The organism is Micromonospora sp. NPDC047521 (genome assembly GCF_055587305.1).
The window spans coordinates 270,296-286,734 of record NZ_JBVJGN010000009.1; the positions used below are offsets into that span (position 1 = coordinate 270,296).

General features: G+C 70.6%; 18 protein-coding genes. 8 read left to right on the forward strand and 10 right to left on the reverse strand.

The features are described from left to right. Nucleotides 1-57 precede the first annotated feature (57 nt). Both ACZ6N8_RS21170 and ACZ6N8_RS21175 read left to right on the forward strand, forming a co-directional pair. Nucleotides 58-339, forward strand: coding sequence for a F0F1 ATP synthase subunit epsilon (locus ACZ6N8_RS21170; protein WP_112584025.1), 282 nt, complete (start codon nt 58-60; stop codon nt 337-339). Between the two features lie 12 nt (nt 340-351). Further along, nucleotides 352-807 carry a DUF2550 domain-containing protein gene (locus ACZ6N8_RS21175; RefSeq protein ID WP_466012115.1) on the forward strand — a complete coding sequence of 152 codons (456 nt, stop codon included), beginning with the start codon at nt 352-354 and terminating at the stop codon, nt 805-807. Between the two features lie 147 nt (nt 808-954). Here the strand turns inward: ACZ6N8_RS21175 and ACZ6N8_RS21180 are convergent, their stop codons facing one another. Next, nucleotides 955-1,350 carry a VOC family protein gene (locus ACZ6N8_RS21180; RefSeq protein WP_466012184.1) on the reverse strand — a complete coding sequence of 132 codons (396 nt, stop codon included), beginning with the start codon at nt 1,348-1,350 and terminating at the stop codon, nt 955-957. Beyond that, a complete protein-coding gene (locus ACZ6N8_RS21185) occupies nt 1,347-1,919 on the reverse strand; it encodes a cob(I)yrinic acid a,c-diamide adenosyltransferase (RefSeq protein ID WP_466012117.1) in 573 nt (190 codons plus the stop codon). Before ACZ6N8_RS21185 ends, ACZ6N8_RS21180 begins: the two co-directional genes overlap by 4 nt. Between ACZ6N8_RS21185 and murA the strand changes: the two genes are divergently transcribed. Next, nucleotides 1,918-3,360: a UDP-N-acetylglucosamine 1-carboxyvinyltransferase gene (gene murA, locus ACZ6N8_RS21190; RefSeq protein WP_466012119.1), complete on the forward strand. Its 1,443-nt coding sequence runs from the start codon at nt 1,918-1,920 to the stop codon at nt 3,358-3,360. The two genes, ACZ6N8_RS21185 and murA, sit on opposite strands and share 2 nt — an antisense overlap. Nucleotides 3,361-3,380: 20 nt before the next feature. On the opposite strand, the gene ACZ6N8_RS21195 is transcribed toward murA, so the two are convergent. Then, nucleotides 3,381-3,929, reverse strand: coding sequence for an RNA polymerase sigma factor (locus ACZ6N8_RS21195; RefSeq protein WP_466012121.1), 549 nt, complete (start codon nt 3,927-3,929; stop codon nt 3,381-3,383). A gap of 44 nt (nt 3,930-3,973) precedes the next feature. On the opposite strand from ACZ6N8_RS21195, the gene ACZ6N8_RS21200 reads away from it, so the two are divergent. Next, a complete protein-coding gene (locus ACZ6N8_RS21200; RefSeq protein WP_466012123.1) occupies nt 3,974-5,407 on the forward strand; it encodes a serine/threonine-protein kinase in 1,434 nt (477 codons plus the stop codon). Here the strand turns inward: ACZ6N8_RS21200 and ACZ6N8_RS21205 are convergent. Next, nucleotides 5,398-6,030 (reverse strand): hypothetical protein, encoded by a 633-nt coding sequence (locus ACZ6N8_RS21205; RefSeq protein WP_466012124.1) that lies wholly within the window; start codon nt 6,028-6,030, stop codon nt 5,398-5,400. The two genes, ACZ6N8_RS21200 and ACZ6N8_RS21205, sit on opposite strands and share 10 nt — an antisense overlap. Before the next feature lie 222 nt (nt 6,031-6,252). Between ACZ6N8_RS21205 and ACZ6N8_RS21210 the strand changes: the two genes are divergently transcribed. Next, complete coding sequence (locus tag ACZ6N8_RS21210; RefSeq protein ID WP_364373865.1) at nt 6,253-7,101, forward strand: 3-hydroxyacyl-CoA dehydrogenase family protein; 849 nt, start codon at nt 6,253-6,255, stop codon at nt 7,099-7,101. 39 nt (nt 7,102-7,140) lie between these two features. On the opposite strand, the gene ACZ6N8_RS21215 is transcribed toward ACZ6N8_RS21210, so the two are convergent. Together ACZ6N8_RS21215 and ACZ6N8_RS21220 are read right to left on the reverse strand one after the other, a co-directional pair. Next, nucleotides 7,141-7,986, reverse strand: a complete 846-nt coding sequence (locus ACZ6N8_RS21215) for an ABC transporter permease (protein ID WP_466012127.1) — start codon at nt 7,984-7,986, stop codon at nt 7,141-7,143. Further along, on the reverse strand, nt 7,983-8,834 hold the full coding sequence (locus tag ACZ6N8_RS21220; protein ID WP_466012129.1) for an ABC transporter ATP-binding protein: 852 nt from the start codon (nt 8,832-8,834) through the stop codon (nt 7,983-7,985). The genes ACZ6N8_RS21215 and ACZ6N8_RS21220 overlap by 4 nt, the downstream gene beginning before the upstream one ends. A gap of 151 nt (nt 8,835-8,985) precedes the next feature. Here ACZ6N8_RS21220 and ACZ6N8_RS21225 point away from each other — a divergent pair, with 151 nt between their 5' ends. Then, nucleotides 8,986-10,986 (forward strand): protein meaA, encoded by a 2,001-nt coding sequence (locus ACZ6N8_RS21225; protein ID WP_466012131.1) that lies wholly within the window; start codon nt 8,986-8,988, stop codon nt 10,984-10,986. Nucleotides 10,987-10,992: 6 nt separating this feature from the next. Here ACZ6N8_RS21225 and ACZ6N8_RS21230 read toward each other — a convergent pair whose 3' ends face one another. Then, the gene (locus ACZ6N8_RS21230; RefSeq protein WP_139582667.1) at nt 10,993-11,289 is read right to left on the reverse strand and encodes a DUF1540 domain-containing protein; all 297 of its coding nucleotides are present in this window, start codon (nt 11,287-11,289) and stop codon (nt 10,993-10,995) included. A gap of 748 nt (nt 11,290-12,037) precedes the next feature. Here ACZ6N8_RS21230 and ACZ6N8_RS21235 point away from each other — a divergent pair. Beyond that, nucleotides 12,038-12,604, forward strand: a complete 567-nt coding sequence (locus ACZ6N8_RS21235) for a hypothetical protein (RefSeq protein ID WP_466012133.1) — start codon at nt 12,038-12,040, stop codon at nt 12,602-12,604. 69 nt (nt 12,605-12,673) lie between these two features. Here the strand turns inward: ACZ6N8_RS21235 and ACZ6N8_RS21240 are convergent, their stop codons facing one another. Next, nucleotides 12,674-13,291, reverse strand: a complete 618-nt coding sequence (locus tag ACZ6N8_RS21240; protein ID WP_354822747.1) for a DUF4126 domain-containing protein — start codon at nt 13,289-13,291, stop codon at nt 12,674-12,676. A gap of 71 nt (nt 13,292-13,362) precedes the next feature. Here ACZ6N8_RS21240 and nucS point away from each other — a divergent pair, with 71 nt between their 5' ends. After that, on the forward strand, nt 13,363-14,022 hold the full coding sequence (gene nucS, locus ACZ6N8_RS21245; protein WP_139582662.1) for an endonuclease NucS: 660 nt from the start codon (nt 13,363-13,365) through the stop codon (nt 14,020-14,022). 4 nt (nt 14,023-14,026) lie between these two features. Here nucS and ACZ6N8_RS21250 read toward each other — a convergent pair whose 3' ends face one another. Both ACZ6N8_RS21250 and ACZ6N8_RS21255 read right to left on the reverse strand, forming a co-directional pair. After that, complete coding sequence (locus ACZ6N8_RS21250) at nt 14,027-14,686, reverse strand: class I SAM-dependent methyltransferase (RefSeq protein WP_377601840.1); 660 nt, start codon at nt 14,684-14,686, stop codon at nt 14,027-14,029. 79 nt (nt 14,687-14,765) lie between these two features. After that, entirely contained in the window at nt 14,766-16,262 is a 1,497-nt protein-coding gene (locus tag ACZ6N8_RS21255) for an aldehyde dehydrogenase family protein (RefSeq protein WP_466012136.1), read from the reverse strand. Nucleotides 16,263-16,439: the final 177 nt, after the last annotated feature.

The window sequence follows — 16,439 nt, forward strand, 5'->3', positions numbered from 1 at the left end:
GCGCGCCGGAGTCACGGCTAGACTTTCGGCAATCCGCCGCCGCAGCAAGGAGACAGCGTGGCACAGCAGCTTCACGTCGAGCTCGTCGCCGTCGAGGAGAAGGTCTGGTCCGGTGACGCCGAGATGGTAGTCGCCCGGACGACCGAGGGTGAGCTTGGTGTCCTGCCGGGGCACGCTCCGCTGCTCGGCCAGCTCGCCGAGCCCGGCCAGGTCCGCATCAAGCTGGCCGGCGGTGAGCAGGTCGCGTACGACGTGGCCGGCGGCTTCCTCTCGGTGAGCGCCGACGGCGTCACCGTGCTGGCCGAGAGCGCTACCCCGGTTTCCGCGCAGAGTCGCTGAGCCATACCGGGGATGGAGATCGTCGAAGGGATCGGGATCGGCGTCGCCGTCATCCTCGTCGCCGTCCTCGTCCTCTTCGTCAGGCGGGCCGTGGTCACCCGCAGCGGTGGCATCATCCGGCTCAGCGTCCGGGTCACCACAGTCCTCGACGGTCGTGGCTGGTCGCCCGGCTTCGGCAGGTTCGCCGGTGACGAACTGCGCTGGTACCGGATGTTCAGCTTCGCCCTGCGCCCCAAGCGGGTCCTGTCCCGCAAGGATCTCGCGGTCGAGCGCCGACGGCTGCCCGAAGGGCAGGAACGGCTCTCCATGCCTGCCGACTGGGTGATCCTGCGGTGTACCAGTCACCACGCACCTGTCGAGATCGCCATGGCGCGGTCGACAGTGACCGGATTTCTCTCCTGGCTCGAGGCCGCCCCTCCGGGGGCGGTCTCGCCGCGTATGGCCTCCCAGGACTGGCCGGCTGCCTGATCCGCCGTTCTCTGGTCGCTGTTGGGGTTTCCGGGGGAGCCCACCCGGCTCCGGGCGGTCAGGCTTGATCCCTGCGCCGGGCGGGCTCCCCCGGAAACCCTGTGGTCACTGCGCGTCGGCCTGGCGCGCCTTTTTGATCTACTGCCGTTACCTGGTGGCGACCAGTTCTGCCTCGTAGCCCTGGTTGTCACTGAGGTAGGCGGCGTAGGTGTCCGGGCCGCTGGCGTGCGGGTGGCGGTCCGGGAAGAGCAAGCTCCAGCCGTACGCCGGTGCGGCCGCGACGAGCCGGTCCACGGCGGCCGGCGGGCCGGCGTGGAAGGCCAGGTGGTTCAGCCCCGGGGCGAGCCGGTCGTGCACCGGCCCGGAGAGCGCCGGTGACTGCTCCAGCACCAGGTAGGTCCCGCCCAGGCGCCAGGAGCGGCCGGCCGGCCACTCCTGGTAGGGCGTCCAGCCCAACTCGCCGAGGAGCCAGCCCCAACCACGCGTGGCGGCGGCGAGATCGGGAACCCACACCTCCACGTGGTGCAGGGCGCCCACGCTCAGCGCTTACCGCCCGGGACCCATAGCACATCTCCCGCCGGATTTGCCGTTCTTGACAGGATAAAGAGCAGATCGGAGAGCCGGTTGAGATACTTTGCCGGGAGCGGGCTGGTCCGGTCCGGATCGTGGCTGACCAGCGCCCACGCCGCTCGTTCCGCACGCCGGGCAGTGGTACGCGCCACGTGCAGCAGTGCCGCACCCGCGGTGCCGCCGGGGAGGATGAAGGAGTCGAGCTTGCTCAGGCGTGCGTTGTACTCGTCGCACCAGCCCTCCAGGCGCTCGACGTACTCCTCGGTCACCCGCAGCGGCGGGTACTTCGGGTCCGGCTCGACAGGGGTGGACAGGTCGGCGCCGACGTCGAACAGGTCGTTCTGCACCGACCCCAGCACGCCCCGCAGCTCCTCGCCGAGCTGCCCCAGGGCGATCGCGACCCCGATCGCCGCGTTGCACTCGTCGACGTCGGCGTACGCGGCGATCCGTGGATCGGTCTTCGGCACCTGCTCGTTGTTGCTCAGCCTGGTCATGCCGGCGTCGCCGGCCTTGGTGTAGATGCGCGTGAGGTGGACGGCCATGACGCACAGCCTACGGATACCGGACCTGACGATCCCGGCGCGCCCGGACGCCACGACCGCCTGGCCGGCGGTGGTGGGTCCCGGCGACGCCGGCGATCCGGCGGTCAGTGACGTCGACGTCATCCGGGTGCGCGGTGACGCCCGGCTGACCGGCACCGTGCACGTCGTCGGTGCCAAGAACTCGGCGTTGAAGCTGATGGCCGCCGCGCTGCTCGCTCCGGGCCGCAGCGTCATCACCAACGTCCCCCGGATCACCGACATCGCGATCATGGGCGAGGTGTTGCGCCGGCTGGGTTGTGACGTCGAGTTCGACGCCGACGATCCGGTCGACCCGATGGTCGCCCGAGGGGGTATCGCCCGGTCCCGTTCGGTGACCATCGACGTGCCCGAGCAGCCTGGGGCGGACGCGGACTACGACCTGGTCCGTCGGCTGCGCGCGTCGATCTGCGTGCTCGGTCCCCTGCTGGCCCGCCGGGGGTACGTGCGGGTGGCCCACCCCGGCGGTGACGCCATCGGCTCCCGTGGGTTGGACATGCACATCTCCGGGCTGACCCGGATGGGGGCGGAGATCGCCGGCGAGCACGGGTTCGTCATCGCGTCGGCGCCGCACGGGCTGCGCGGGGCCGACATCGTGCTGGACTTCCCCAGCGTGGGCGCGACCGAGAACCTGGTGATGGCCGCGGTGCTCGCCCAGGGCACCACGATGATCGACAACGCGGCCCGGGAGCCGGAGATCGTCGACATCTGCACCATGCTCAACCAGATGGGCGCGCGGATCTCCGGTGCCGGCACGTCCACCCTGCGGATCACCGGTGTCCCCGGGCTGCGCCCGGTGCGCCACGCCACGGTGGGGGACCGGATCGTCGCCGGCACCTGGGCGTTCGGTGCGGCCATGACCAGAGGAGACGTGACTGTCACCGGGTTGGACCCGGCCTTCCTGGAGGTCGCGCTGGACAAGGTGGTCGCGGCCGGCGGCCTGGTGGAGACGCGTGGGGACGGCTTCCGGGTACGGATGGACGACCGGCCCCGAGCGGTGGATGTCGTGACCCTGCCGTACCCCGGCTTCGCCACCGACCTGCTGCCGATGGCGATCGGGCTCGCCGCCGTCAGCGACGGCGCCTCGCTGATCACCGAGAACATCTTCGACGGCCGGTTCATGTTCGCCAACGAGATGATGCGCCTCGGCGCGGACATCAAGACCGATGGGCACCATGCGGTGGTCAGGGGTCGGGACCGGTTGTCCGGCGCGCCGGTGCGGGCCACCGACATCCGCGCCGGCGCCGGGCTGATCATCGCCGGGCTCTGCGCGGACGGGGTCACCGAGGTATCCCACGTGCACCACGTCGACCGGGGCTACCCGGACTTCGTGGCCGACCTGCGGGCGCTGGGGGTGGCGGTGGAGCGGGGTACCGCGCCGGAGGAACCGTCGCTGGAGATCTGACGCCGCAGCCTGCCTCCCGGTCAGGCGGCGTGCAGCGACGCGCGTACGTGCTTTCGCGCGTCGTGGATGCGGGACTTCAGGGTGCCGACCGGAATCGCGAGATGCTCGGCGATCTCGTCGTAGGCCAACTGGCACACGTCACGGAGCACCAGGGGGGCGACCAGCTCGGGTCGGTGCGCCTCCAGCCGTTCCAACGCGTCCAGCAGGTCGAGTCGGGAACCCGCGATCACGCTCGTGGTACGCGGGTCGGGGGCATCGAGCGGGAGCAGCGGCGTGGACTGCTCGTCGGCCCTGCGCTTGAGGCTCCGGTACGTCTGCCGGGCGCAGTTGGCAGTGATGACGTACAGCCAGGTGGAGAACTTCGACCGTCCCGCGAAACCGCCAATGTTGCGGGCGACCTGTAGAAGGGCGTCCTGGCACGCCTCTTCGGCGTCCTGCCGGCACGGGAGGAGGCGGAGACACTGCCGTAGGACCTGCGGACCGATCTTCATCAGCAACGCGTCAAGAGCGGCGGCGTCGCCCGTCGCGGCGCGATCGGCCAGCTCCTCGATCACAAGATCGTCTGACATGCTCAGGCCCCGTTCCTCAGCGTCTTGTCGGACATAATACGGGCGTGTCAGTGCCCGACAAGATCGGTCGATATCGCGTTGTGCGGCGTATCGGCTCCGGAGCGTTCGCCACGGTGTGGCTCGGCGCCGACGATGCGCTGGATGCCTCCGTCGCGATCAAGGTGCTGGCAGACAACTGGTCGTACCATGCCGATCTGCGGGAGCGGTTCGAGCAGGAAGCACGGATCATGCGGCGGACCGATTCCAGCCTGCTCGTCCGTGTGCTCGACGTCGGTGAGCTGCCGGACGGACGGCCTTATCTCGTGATGCCGTACGCGGCCGGTGGCACCCTCGCGGATCGGCTCGGCTCGGGGCCGATGCCGGTACGAGAGGCGTTGCTCGTCGCGGCCGACATCGCCAGCGCCGTCACGGTGTTGCACGAGGCCGGTGTGCTGCACCGCGACCTCAAGCCGTCCAATGTGCTGTTTCAGCCGGCCGCGGGCCGGGACCGGGTGCTGGTCGCCGACCTCGGCCTGGCCAAGGCGCTCGCCAACGCGTCGGGCTTCACCATCGCCGCCGGCACACCCGGTTACATGCCGCCCGAGCAGGCCACCCCCGGTGGAGGTCTGGACATCCGTGCCGACGTGTACGCGATCGGCGCGACCACGTACCACATGCTGACCGGGAGCCCTCCCGAGCAGGCCGGCCGGGCGGGCAGGGGTGGGCGGGCGTTGCCCAGGCCGTCCCAGTTGCGGCCCGGCATTCCGTCCACGGTGGACGACCTGGTGCGACGTGCGCTGCACCACGACCCCCGGCAACGCTGGGCGTCCGCCGCGGTGTTGCTCGAGGAGCTGCACCGGGTCATCGCGTCGATGGAACGGGACAAGGATCGCGGCCGGTTCGTGCGGCGGTCGGCACGGGTCGTCGGCGTCGGGGTCGCTCTGGTCGCGCTCCTGGCCACGGCGGGGTCCAGCTCCACGGTGCCGGCACGACCAGGCTGGGTACGCGTGGACGACGCCTCTGGTGATCTCTCCGTCGCGGTGCCGGCGAGCTGGGCCGGCGAGGTGAAGGACGCCGGCTGGAATCCTCTGGCGCTGCGACTTCCCGCCGGGCGCGCCCCGGGCCTCGTGGTCGCCCCGGACCTCACCGCCTGGCCGGATCCGGCGAGCGCGATACCCGGTGTCTTCGTCGGAGCGAGCAAGGCCCTGCTCGCTGGCGGCCCGGCGCCCGCGTTGCCCAGCCACATCGCCTGCGTCCAACAGCCCGACCGGATCGTGGACGTCGGCGGCAACCAGGCGCGGGTACGTCGGTGGACATCGTGTGGCGACTCGGTCTCGTTCAGCGAGGTGGTGCTCTCCGTGCCGCGGCGCGGCTATGGCGTCTATCTGCAGATCAAGCAGGTCGGCGACGCCGACCTGACCGACGACATCCTTGCCGGCCTGCGGTTGTCCAGCTCACTGGCACCGCAGGCCGGCCGGGTCGGTTCCGTCTACTCGTAGCAGTTCTGGTTCGAGTACTGAAGCGTCAGCTCGGTGACAGTGCCGTTTCGCGTCGCGATGCGGTAGACGGCCCTGTCGTTGCCGGGGGTCTTTGCGTAGCCGCGACCGTTGGTGGCGTCCCCGTCGGCCGGCTTCCACGCCGGGTAGATCCGCAGCATGTCCGCGCTTGACATGCCGATTCGCGCTCCTTCGGGCGTCTTGATGCTGCCGTACGCGTCGATGGTGGCGAGCCCCAGAGTCCCGGAGAAAATCACTAGCCCTCGATCGGTCGGGGCGGACCTCAGATGTGCCGACGCGCATCCGTCCCCCTTGGTGGGGAACGGGCGCAGCATTCCCGTCGCGGTGGCCTGCTGACGGGACATCCCGAGCTTCAGCGAGCCAAGGCCGTTCGGGCCCAGCACGAGCGGGGCGGTGGTGGTGGGCCTGCTGGACGGCCGGGCGGACGGCGAGGGCGGCGTGGCCGACGTCGGCGGGGGCGCCGTCGGCGTCCCGGTGGTGGGCGCGGTCGGCGCGGCGGTCGTCTGCTCCGGCGAACCGGCCGGTGCCGCGTCACCGCTCCGGTGCGTGGGTGACGCGCACGCCCCCACGAGCAGGAGGCAGATGATTGTTCCGACCACAGGCATTGCACGCATCGTTGACTCCTGGCTCGTTCCATCGGGTTGTCGTAGGGTTCGATGCACTGGCACGGACGTTTGTTCGCCGCGCGGAGTCGTGAATCCGTCACACCAGCGCGGCATCATGTCACGACCCGTGCCCGACGTCCTGTCGTCAGGAGCCCTTAGCGGTCGTTCAGGCTCGCCGACTAGGGTGCAGGAAGGCACTCAATCGCAGCGAGGGAGAAGTAGATGGCGGGTCGACTCGCGGTCGTCGGGGCTGGGCTGATGGGTTCCGGCATCGCCCAGGTGGCGGCGCAGGCGGGCTGGCAGGTGACGCTGCGCGACCTGGACGACGCGGCCACCACCCGAGGGCTCGGCGGCATCCGGAAGTCCCTGGAGAAGTTCGCCGAGAAGGGCAGGATCGAGGCGTCCGAGGTCGAGGCGACGCTGGCCCGGATCACCCCGACCACCGACCTGGAGGCGGCGGCGGACGCGGACATCGTGGTCGAGGCGGTCTTCGAGCGGCTGGAGATCAAGCACGAGGTGTTCCGCGCGCTGGACAAGATCTGCAAGTCGGACGCGGTGCTCGCCACCAACACCTCGGCCATCCCGGTCACCCAGATCGCGGCGGTCACCGAGCGGCCCGAGGCCGTCGTCGGCACCCACTTCTTCTCGCCGGTGCCGATGATGCAGCTCTGCGAGCTGGTGCGCGGTTACAAGACCAGCGACGCCACGCTGGCCACCGTGCGGGCCTTCGCCGAGGAGATCGGCAAGACGGTCGTGGTGGTCAACCGGGACATCGCCGGTTTCGTCACCACCCGGCTGATCTCCGCCCTGGTGGTGGAGGCGGTCAAGCTCGTCGAGTCCGGCGTGGTGTCGGCGGAGGACCTGGACACCGCCTGCCGGCTGGGCTTCGGGCACGCCATGGGGCCGCTGGCCACCACCGACCTGACCGGTGTGGACGTGCTGCTGCACGCCTCGAAGAACATCTACACCGACACGGCCGACGAGAAGTTCTTCCCGCCGGAGCTGCTCCAGCGCATGGTCACCGCCGGCGACCTGGGCCGCAAGACCGGCAAGGGCTTCTACACGTACTGAGCGACGACGGCCGGGGCGTATCCCGCCCCGGCCGGCCGGTCAGCCGTCGCGCTTGGTGGTCCAGCGGAACGTGGTCAGGCAGAGCACCAGACCGATCACGCACCACAGGCCGAGCACGAGCGCGGTCCGGCCCAGCTCGAACGAGCCGCCCGGCTCCTGGGCGCCGAAGCTCTCCGGCAGGAAGACCGCGCGCAGTCCCTGGCACATCCACTTGAGCGGGAACAGCGCGGCCACCTGCTGCATCCAGGTGGGCAGGTCGGTGAAGATGAAGAACACCCCGGAGATGAACTGGAGCACCAGGGCGACCGGGGTGACCACCGCCGAGCCGCTGCGGGCGCTGCGGGCCAGCGACGAGATCGCGATGCCGGACAGGGTGCAGGCGGTCACCCCGAGCCCGGCGACCCAGCCGAAGGTCAACCACTTCCCGGCGGTGCCCGGCAGGTCGAGGTCGAACAGCGCCACCGCGACGGCCAGCAGGAGCGCGGTCTCGGCGATGCCGATCGCCACCACCATGATCACCTTTCCGGCGAACCAGACCCACTTCGGCATCGGCGTGCCCCGGTAGCGCTTGAGCACCCCCCGGTCCCGCTCGACCGGGATCCAGATGCCCAGGTTCTGGAAGCTCACAGTCATCAGGCCGGTCGCGATCATGCCGGTGATGAAGTACTGGGTGTACTTGACCCCGCCGCCGATCTCCCCGCTGAAGATCGACGCGAAGATCAGGATCATGATGATGGGGAAGCCCATCGTGAAGACCACGGACTCCCGGCTGCGCAGGAACTGGGTGATCTCCAGTCGGCCCTGGCGCAGGGCGAGCGTGCCGGCGCCGGGCCGACGGCCGCGGCTCGCGGTGACCGGCGTCGCCGGCCTTGTCGTGGTCGTCATCGCGCGTGTCCGATCATCGTGAGGTAGACGTCCTCCAGGGTCGGCCGGGTCACCGTGAGGCCGGGGACCTCGCCGCCGTGGCGCGCGGCCAGGTCGGCCACGAGGGCCGTCGGCGTCGCGCTCTGCGCGCTCTCCAGCGTCCCGTCCGGGGTACGCCAGGAGACCGTCGCGAGGGCCTCCTGCCGGTTGCCGAGCCGGTTCGGTGCGGCCACCTCGACCAGCCGCCCGCCGGCGATCACGCCCACCCGGTCCGCGAGGGCCTCCGCCTCGTCCAGGTAGTGCGTGGTCAGCACGATAGTGGTGCCGGCCGCGGCGAGGTCGCGGATCAGCTCCCAGAACTCTCGGCGGGCCTCCGGGTCGAAACCCGTGGTCGGCTCGTCGAGGAAGAGCAGCTCAGGGCGGCCGATGATGCCCAACGCCACGTCCAGGCGGCGCTTCTGGCCGCCGGAGAGGGTGTGCGTACGGGCCTTCGCCTTGCCGCCGAGCCCGACCCGCTCGATGACCTTGTCCGGGTCGTCGGCGTCGGCATAGAAGCCGGAGAAGTGCCGGACCACCTCGGCGACGCTCAACTCGTCGAACTCGCCGGTGCCCTGCAGCACGATGCCCACCCGGGACCGCCAGTCCGGATCGGCCTGGGCCGGGTCCGTGCCGAGCACCGTCACCTCGCCCGAGTCGCGGTGCCGGTAGCCCTCCAGGATCTCCACCGTGGTGGTCTTGCCGGCCCCGTTTGGCCCGAGCAACGCGAACACCTCACCCCGGCGTACGTCGAGGTCGACGCCCGCCACCGCCACGTTGTCCCCGTACGCCTTGCGCAGCCCTCGGACGGAGATGGCCAGCTCGTCATCCATGACGTCCAGTGTGCGTCCTTGCTGCAAGGGGCCGCTGCCCGGGGTGTGGCGGTCAGCGCCACCGCGAGCCCTTCGGACCCGGACGTCCCCGACATGGACCTGTGTGGTTTTCCACAGCTCTTTTTACTGAACGGTAACTTAGACTCCGGCCATGGATGAGACGCCGAGCCGGTTGCCCGAGCGGGACCGCCCGTGGGTGATGCGCACGTACGCCGGTCACTCGTCGGCCACCGCTACCAACGCCCTCTTCCGCCGCAACCTGGCGAAGGGGCAGACCGGCCTGTCGGTCGCCTTCGACCTGCCCACCCAGACCGGGTACGACCCGGACCACGAGTTGGCCACCGGCGAGGTCGGCCGGGTAGGCGTGCCTGTGGCGCACCTCGGCGACATGCGGGCGCTCTTCGACGGCCTCCCGCTCGCCGACACGAACACCTCGATGACCATCAACGCCCCGGCGATGTGGCTGCTCGCCCTCTACGGCACCGTGGCGGCGGAGCAGGGCGCCGACCTGGCCCGCTGCGCCGGCACCACGCAGAACGACATCATCAAGGAGTACCTGTCCCGGGGGACGTACATCTTCCCGCCGGCCGCGTCCCTGCGACTGACCGCCGACGTGGTCGCGTACACGCTGCGCGAGATGCCCAGGTGGAACCCGGTCAACATCTGCTCGTACCACCTCCAGGAGGCCGGTGCGACGCCCGTGCAGGAGGTCGGATTCGCGCTGGCCACCGCCGTCGCCGTCCTCGACGCGGTCCGCGACTCCGGCCAGGTGTCGGCCGAGCGGATGGGTGACGTGGTGCAGCGGATCTCGTTCTTCGTCAACGCCGGTGTGCGTTTCGTCGAGGAGATCGCCAAGATGCGCGCGTTCGGCGCGCTCTGGGACGAGATCACCCGGGACCGGTACGGCGTCACCGAGGCCCGGCAGCGCCGCTTCCGCTACGGCGTGCAGGTCAACTCGCTCGGCCTGACCGAGGCGCAGCCGGAGAACAACATCCAGCGCATCGTGCTGGAGATGCTCGGCGTCACGCTGTCCCGCGACGCCCGCGCCCGCGCTGTGCAACTGCCCGCCTGGAACGAGGCGCTCGGTCTGCCCCGCCCCTGGGACCAGCAGTGGTCGCTGCGGATGCAGCAGGTCCTGGCGTACGAGTCGGACCTGCTCGAATACCCCGACATCTTCGCCGGCTCGCACGTGATGACAGCTCTCGTCGACGAGATCGTCACCGGGGCCCGCGTGGAACTGGACAAGGTGCTGGAGTTGGGCGGCGTGGTCGCCGCCGTGGAGACCGGCTACCTCAAGAGCGCGCTCGTCGCCTCGCTGGCCGAGCGCCGCCGCCGGATGGAGTCGGGAGCCGACGTGGTGGTCGGGGTCAACCGCTTCGCCGAGACCGAGCCGTCCCCGTTGACCGCGGCCGGCGCGGAGGCGGTCGAGCAGGTCGACCCGGCGGTCGAGGCCTCCGCCACGGACGCCGTACACCGGTGGCGTGCCGAACGGGACGCGGCAGCCGTCGAAGCGGCCCTGACCCGGCTCCGCGCGGACGCCGCGACCACCACCAACCTGATGCCGGCCACCCTGGAGTGCGTGCGGGCCGGCGTGACCACCGGCGAGTGGGCCGGCGCGCTGCGCCAGGTCTTCGGCGAGTACCGGGCACCCACCGGCCTGGCCGGCGCCACCGGGACCGGCGGAGACCCGGGTCTCGCTGCGGTCCGTGAACGGGTCACCGCCACCGCCCGGGAACTGGGCAGCGGACGACTGCGGCTGCTTGTGGGCAAGCCCGGCCTGGACGGGCACTCGAACGGCGCCGAGCAGATCGCGGTACGCGCCCGCGACGCCGGCTTCGAGGTCGTCTACCAGGGCATCCGGCTGACCGCAGGGCAGATCGTGGCCGCCGCCGTCGAGGAGGACGTCGACCTGGTCGGGCTCTCCGTGCTGTCCGGCTCGCACCTCGCGGCCGTACCCGCGGTGCTCGACGGTCTGCGCGCCGCCGGCCGGGGCGACCTTCCGGTGGTGGTCGGCGGCATCATCCCCGCCGGCGACGCCGACACGCTGCGGGCCGCCGGAGTGGCCCGCGTCTTCACGCCTAAGGACTTCGCGCTCACCGGCATCATCGACGACCTGGTGACGGTCATCCGGCGGGCCAACGACCTGCCCTGAGGTGGGTCAGCGACCGGCGTACGTCATGCAGTCGGCCATGTCGTTGTCCGGCCCGACCTTGATGGACGACGCGTGGCACTCCAACTGCTCGTTGTGCCGGCAGTCGGAGCGCTGGCAGGCGCCGACCTGGGCGATCAGGCTGTCCACGCCACCCCGCACCGGTGACTCGACGAAGGTGTGGCAGTGCGCGTGATCCATGCTGCCGATCGTGATCGCGAAGGCGTGGCAGTCACCCGACTGGTTGTACGCGCACGCCGCGACCACGCACTCCTGGACCCGGGGCATCTCCATCGCTGTGGTCATGCCAACCTCCTCTAGGCTCTTGTCTGATCCTAGGCATTTGTCGGCCTTGCGTACCGCGATATGTCCGCCCCGCCAATTGGCGGCACCGGAGGCCGGCCCGGTGCTCGTGCTCTCGGGGCGACCCGATGCCCTCGCCCACCCTCTGGGGGCATTTCTCGCTCGCCGGGCGCGATCGCACGATCATGATCGACGCCATGTCGCCGATGTGGCGGTGTCTCGGCGTCCCGAATAGCGCCGTCTCGGCGATATGGAGTGGATCATCGCCCGGAGCGCCGAGGGTGCCCCCGCCCGGTGTGTCCGGCTGGGCTGTTTGTCCGGGTCTGGGGCAGTGTGGGTTGTGACCGGCCGCACCGGTGCGGCGGAATCGTGGCCGGCCGGGGGTCGTTACATACCCTGACGATCGCAGGACCACGGCCACTCGGCCCCGGCCTCACGGGGTTGGAATGCCCGGCCGGGCCCGGTCGTTGCAGACCCCCAGGCGCCGCCTCGATGCGGGTGCCGCCGCCCCCGGAATGACCCCGGTCCGCCGGCCGTTACACAGACCCCCCGGGCACCGCCAAGATGTGGGTGCCGCTGGATGGGCCGCCCCCGGAATGACCCCGGCCCCCGGGTCGTTACACCCAGACCCCGGCGCCGTGAGCCCCCCGGCTCGCAGGCCGCCGACCCCCAGTCTTTGTGCGGCGCCGGACGAGGTGCTCACACCCGGCTTGTCACGCGGGTGTTTCCTACCCCCGAAGGAGCTACCCCCATGAACACGATCATGCGTAAGAGTGTGCTGTCCGTTGCTGGTCTGGCCTTCGCCGGTGGCGTCTTCGCCGGCCCGGTCGCCGCGCACGCCGCGACTCCGGTCGTGGACACCAAGCCCGCCGCCGCCGCGGTGCAGACGGTTGCGCCGAAGCCGCAGGGCGACCAGTCGCACATCACCCTGAACGACGAGCAGAGCGCGAACGTCAAGGCGATCATCGCCGCGACGAAGAAGGCGGGCCTGCCCGAGCGGGCCGCGGTCATCTCGATCGCGACGAGCCTGCAGGAGTCGAAGCTGGAGAACCTGGGCCACCTCGGCGATGCCAACGACCACGACTCGCTGGGCCTGTTCCAGCAGCGCCCGTCCAGTGGTTGGGGTACGCCGGAGCAGATCACCGACCCCGAGTACTCCACCACCGCGTTCCTCAAGGGTTTGAAGCAGGTCGACGGCTGGCAGGACATGGCCCTGACCGACGCCGCGCAGACCGTGCAGGTCTCGGCCTACCCGGACGCCTACGCCCAGTGGGAGCAGCAGGCCACCGACCTCGTGGCCCAGCACTGGAACAGCTGACCCACCGCACGACCCGACCGATGGCCGGCACCCCGAACCCCGGGGTGCCGGCCATCGGCATGTTCGACGTCAGACGCGGAAGCCCGCGGCGCGGGCCGCCTCCCGTTCGCGGCGACGTTCGGAGCGGCGGCGTACGAACCAGAAGACGAAGAACACCAGGCCGAGCAGGAACGCCAGGACCAGCACCGGCAGGATGATCGCCACCAGTGAGACGACCACGCTCGTGGCATCCTCGGCGGTACTGGCCACCGGGGCGCCGAACCCGGCGGTGGTCGCGTTGACGACCGGACGTGCGGCGGACTTGAGCAGGTGGACGCCGAACGCGAGCGCGACGCCGGTGGCCACCGGCACCCACTGGTGACTGGAGAAGAAGCTTCCCGGGTCGCTGACCGTGACCGTCTCCGACGACGAGCCCGCCCCGAAGGCCAGACCGCCTGCGGTGGGGCGGACGACGGTCTGCACGACGTCGTTGATGTGGTCGACGACAGGCACCTTGTCGGCCACCATCTCCACGGCGAGCAGGACGGCGAGGATGACGATGACCCAGCCGTTGCCGAGCCACGTCCAGCCGCTGGGCAGGTCGATGAGGTCGCTGTAGCGGGCCAGCAGGCCGAGGGTGAGCAGGGGTATGTAGGCGTTCAACCCCGCCGAGGCGGCGAGGCCGGTACCGGTGAGAACTTCGAGCACGGTCTCAGCATCGCATCGACGCGCCAGTGCCGCTCGGTGGCGACCGGCGGGTGCTCGGCTACCCTCGTCGGGTGCGGTTGGTCATTGCGAAGTGCTCGGTGGACTACGTCGGACGGCTCTCGGCTCACCTGCCGCCGGCCACCCGGCTGTTGATGGTGAAGGCGGACGGGTCGGTGTCGATCCACGCCGACGACCGGGCGTACAAGCCGCTGAACTGGATGAGCCCGCCCTGTCGGCTGGAGGAGGCGCCAGGGGTGTGGCGGGTCGTCAACAAGGCCGGCGAGGAACTGCGGATCACCCTGGAGGAGATCTTCCAGGACACCTCGTACGAGCTGGGTGTGGATCCGGGCCTACGCAAGGACGGGGTGGAGGCGCATCTCCAGGAGTTGCTGGCAGCCAACCCGGGTGTGCTGGGTGAGGGGTACACGCTGGTCCGCCGCGAGTACATGACGGCGATCGGCCCGGTCGACCTGCTCTGCCGGGACGCCAACTCCGGCGCGGTTGCCGTCGAGGTCAAGCGGCGCGGTGAGATCGACGGGGTGGAGCAGCTCACCCGCTACCTCGAACTGATGAACCGTGATCCGCTGCTCAGCCCGGTCAGCGGGGTCTTCGCCGCGCAGGAGATCAAGCCGCAGGCGCGGGTGCTCGCCACCGACCGGGGCATCCGGTGCGTGGTCGTGGACTACGACAAGCTGCGCGGTATCGAGAAGGACGAGCTGACCCTCTTCTGACCGCTCACGCGCCGGTCCGTACCGCGATGAGCGACTTCGGCAGGCCGACCACGCGCTCGACGAGCATCCGCGAGTCGGGGAAGTAGTGCCGCATCTGCGAGCGGTCCAGCAATTCGGTCCACAGCACCTGGTGGATCGCGGCCTCGTGGCTGCGTGTGGGTTTGTGGCCCAGTGGCCAGCGGCGGGCGAGCGCGGTGCGCAGTCGTACCGGAAGGAACTGCATTCCGGGCGCGATCCAGTGTGGCTCGATGGGGAAGTAGCGGTAGGGCGTCTGCACCCAGTGCCGGTCGGCCAGCGCACGGGCGGTGGCGGCGAACCGCAGGCGGCGCTCGTGCCCGCCCACGTGCTCCATTACCGAGTTGGAGAAGACCAGGTCGTAGTCGGCCTTGGCGAGGCGTGCCGGCAGCTCGCAGGCGTCGGCCTGCTCGACGTGGGCCCACTCCGGCACGGCGACAGGCGGTTGTTCCAGGTTGACGACTGTCACGCGGGCCGGTCGTACGGTGGCGCGGTGCCAGGTGCCGAGCCGGCCACCGAGGTCGACGACGTGCATGTCCCCGAGGTCGGGGAACGTGCGCGCCAGCCAGTCCGCGCGGTGCCGCCGCCGCCGAGCGCTCCACGACTGGTCACTGTCGACAAGGCGGTAGCGCAATCGATTAGGGCCCATTTAACGCAATGTACCGCCGCGCCTACCGGGTACAAACATGTGGATACGCCGATCCCATTGGAGATCGGTTATCCGACACTCACCTGCCGTACATCGTCTTGATGACCCGGACGAGTCGTGCCACGTCGGTCGGGGTGCGGTCGAAGGTCATCGACGGCAGCAGCGACCGGGCGCGCCGCCGGGTGACCGCCTTGGCCCGGCCGAACTCGCGTAGCCCGTCCTCTCCGTGGATGCGCCCGAAGCCCGAGTCGCCGACCCCGCCGAACGGCAGCGTGGACATCCCCGCGAAGGTCAGGCTGGAGTTGATCGAGGCCATCCCGGAGCGCAGCCGCCGGGCGACGTCGACCGCGCGGCGCCTGCCGAAGACCGAACCCCCGAGGCCGTACGGCAGGGCGTTGGCGCGGGCGACGGCCTCGTCGGCGTCGCGGACCCGGCTGATGGTCAGCGTCGGGCCGAAGGTCTCCTCCCGGACGGCGGCCGAGTCCTCCGGGACGTCGACGAGAACGGTCGGGTGGACGTACGGCGGCTGCACCGCGTCCGGGCCGCCCAGCACGGCGCGTCCGCCGGAGGCGATGGCGGCGTCGATGTGGCGGCGGATCACGTCGAGCTGGGTGGGCATCGTGATCGGGCCGATGTCGGTGCCCTCCGGCCCGACCGTCAGCCGGCCGGCGCGGGTCACCACCTTGTCGACGAAGGCGTCGAAGACGGGATCGACGACGTACACGCGCTCGATGCCGATGCAGGTCTGGCCGGCGTTGGTCATGCCGCCCCACACGCACGCCTCGGCGGCGGCGTCCAGATTCGCGTCGCTGTCGACGATCATGGCGTCCTTGCCGCCGCCCTCGATCAGCACCGGGGTCAGCGTCTCGGCGCAGGCGGCCATCACCTTGCGGGCCGTCGCCGTGGAGCCGGTGAAGGCCACCTTGGCGACCCCGGAGCGGCAGAGCGCGGCACCCACGTCGCCCAGCCCGTGCACCGCCGTGAACACCGGCTGCTCGGGCACCACCTCGGCGAAGCTGTCCACCAGCCACTGACCGCTTGCGGGCGTGTACTCGCTCGGCTTGAGTACGACGGCGTTGCCGGCGGCCAGGGCGTACGCGGCCGAGCCGATGGGGGTGAAGACCGGATAGTTCCACGGCCCGATCACGCCGACCACCCCGTACGGCTGGTATTCGAGCATGCCGGAGAACTCGGCGAGGATGAGCCGCGACCGCGCCCGACGCGAGCCGAGCACCCGGCCGGCGTTGCGGGCGGCCCAGTCGATGTGCTCGATCGCGGTGACGATCTCGACGATGGCGTCGGCGACCGGCTTGCCGCCCTCGACGTGTACCAGTTCGGCGAGCTGCTCGATCCGCTTGGCGAGCAGTGCCCGCCAGCGCAGCAGCCGCGCGCGACGGCCGGCGAAGCCGAGCCCCGCCCACCACTCGCCGGCGGCGCGGGCACGCTCGACGGCCTGTCGTACGTCGGCGTCGGTGGCGACCGGGAAGCGACCGGCCTCGGCGCCGGTGGCGGGACTGGTCGAGATCAGCTGGCCCGCCTCGACGAGGGGGGCGCCGGGGACATGCACTGCCGTCATGGCGGAAGCTTAGACCCGAATACTACTCACTGGTAGGCCGCGATTCGGGTCGACGGGACGGGAGTCCCACCTACCCGCCCGCTCGTTGATCAGTGCAGGCCAGGCCCGGGTATCGAAACTCGGCCGCCCGAATCGTCGAACGGTGGGTAGCCGGGAGGTGACGAGGAGCTGACCGGC

Coding starts and splice junctions, on each gene's coding strand:
- ACZ6N8_RS21175 (WP_466012115.1), top strand. CDS start 352: ATGGAGATCGTCGAAGGGATCGGGATCGGCGTCGCCGTCATCCTCGTC.
- murA (WP_466012119.1), top strand. CDS start 1,918: ATGACGCACAGCCTACGGATACCGGACCTGACGATCCCGGCGCGCCCG.
- ACZ6N8_RS21185 (WP_466012117.1), bottom strand. CDS start 1,919: ATGGCCGTCCACCTCACGCGCATCTACACCAAGGCCGGCGACGCCGGC.
- ACZ6N8_RS21195 (WP_466012121.1), bottom strand. CDS start 3,929: ATGTCAGACGATCTTGTGATCGAGGAGCTGGCCGATCGCGCCGCGACG.
- ACZ6N8_RS21205 (WP_466012124.1), bottom strand. CDS start 6,030: ATGCCTGTGGTCGGAACAATCATCTGCCTCCTGCTCGTGGGGGCGTGC.
- ACZ6N8_RS21210 (WP_364373865.1), top strand. CDS start 6,253: ATGGCGGGTCGACTCGCGGTCGTCGGGGCTGGGCTGATGGGTTCCGGC.
- ACZ6N8_RS21215 (WP_466012127.1), bottom strand. CDS start 7,986: ATGACGACCACGACAAGGCCGGCGACGCCGGTCACCGCGAGCCGCGGC.
- ACZ6N8_RS21220 (WP_466012129.1), bottom strand. CDS start 8,834: ATGGATGACGAGCTGGCCATCTCCGTCCGAGGGCTGCGCAAGGCGTAC.
- ACZ6N8_RS21225 (WP_466012131.1), top strand. CDS start 8,986: ATGGATGAGACGCCGAGCCGGTTGCCCGAGCGGGACCGCCCGTGGGTG.
- ACZ6N8_RS21230 (WP_139582667.1), bottom strand. CDS start 11,289: ATGACCACAGCGATGGAGATGCCCCGGGTCCAGGAGTGCGTGGTCGCG.
- ACZ6N8_RS21235 (WP_466012133.1), top strand. CDS start 12,038: ATGAACACGATCATGCGTAAGAGTGTGCTGTCCGTTGCTGGTCTGGCC.
- ACZ6N8_RS21250 (WP_377601840.1), bottom strand. CDS start 14,686: ATGGGCCCTAATCGATTGCGCTACCGCCTTGTCGACAGTGACCAGTCG.
- ACZ6N8_RS21255 (WP_466012136.1), bottom strand. CDS start 16,262: ATGACGGCAGTGCATGTCCCCGGCGCCCCCCTCGTCGAGGCGGGCCAG.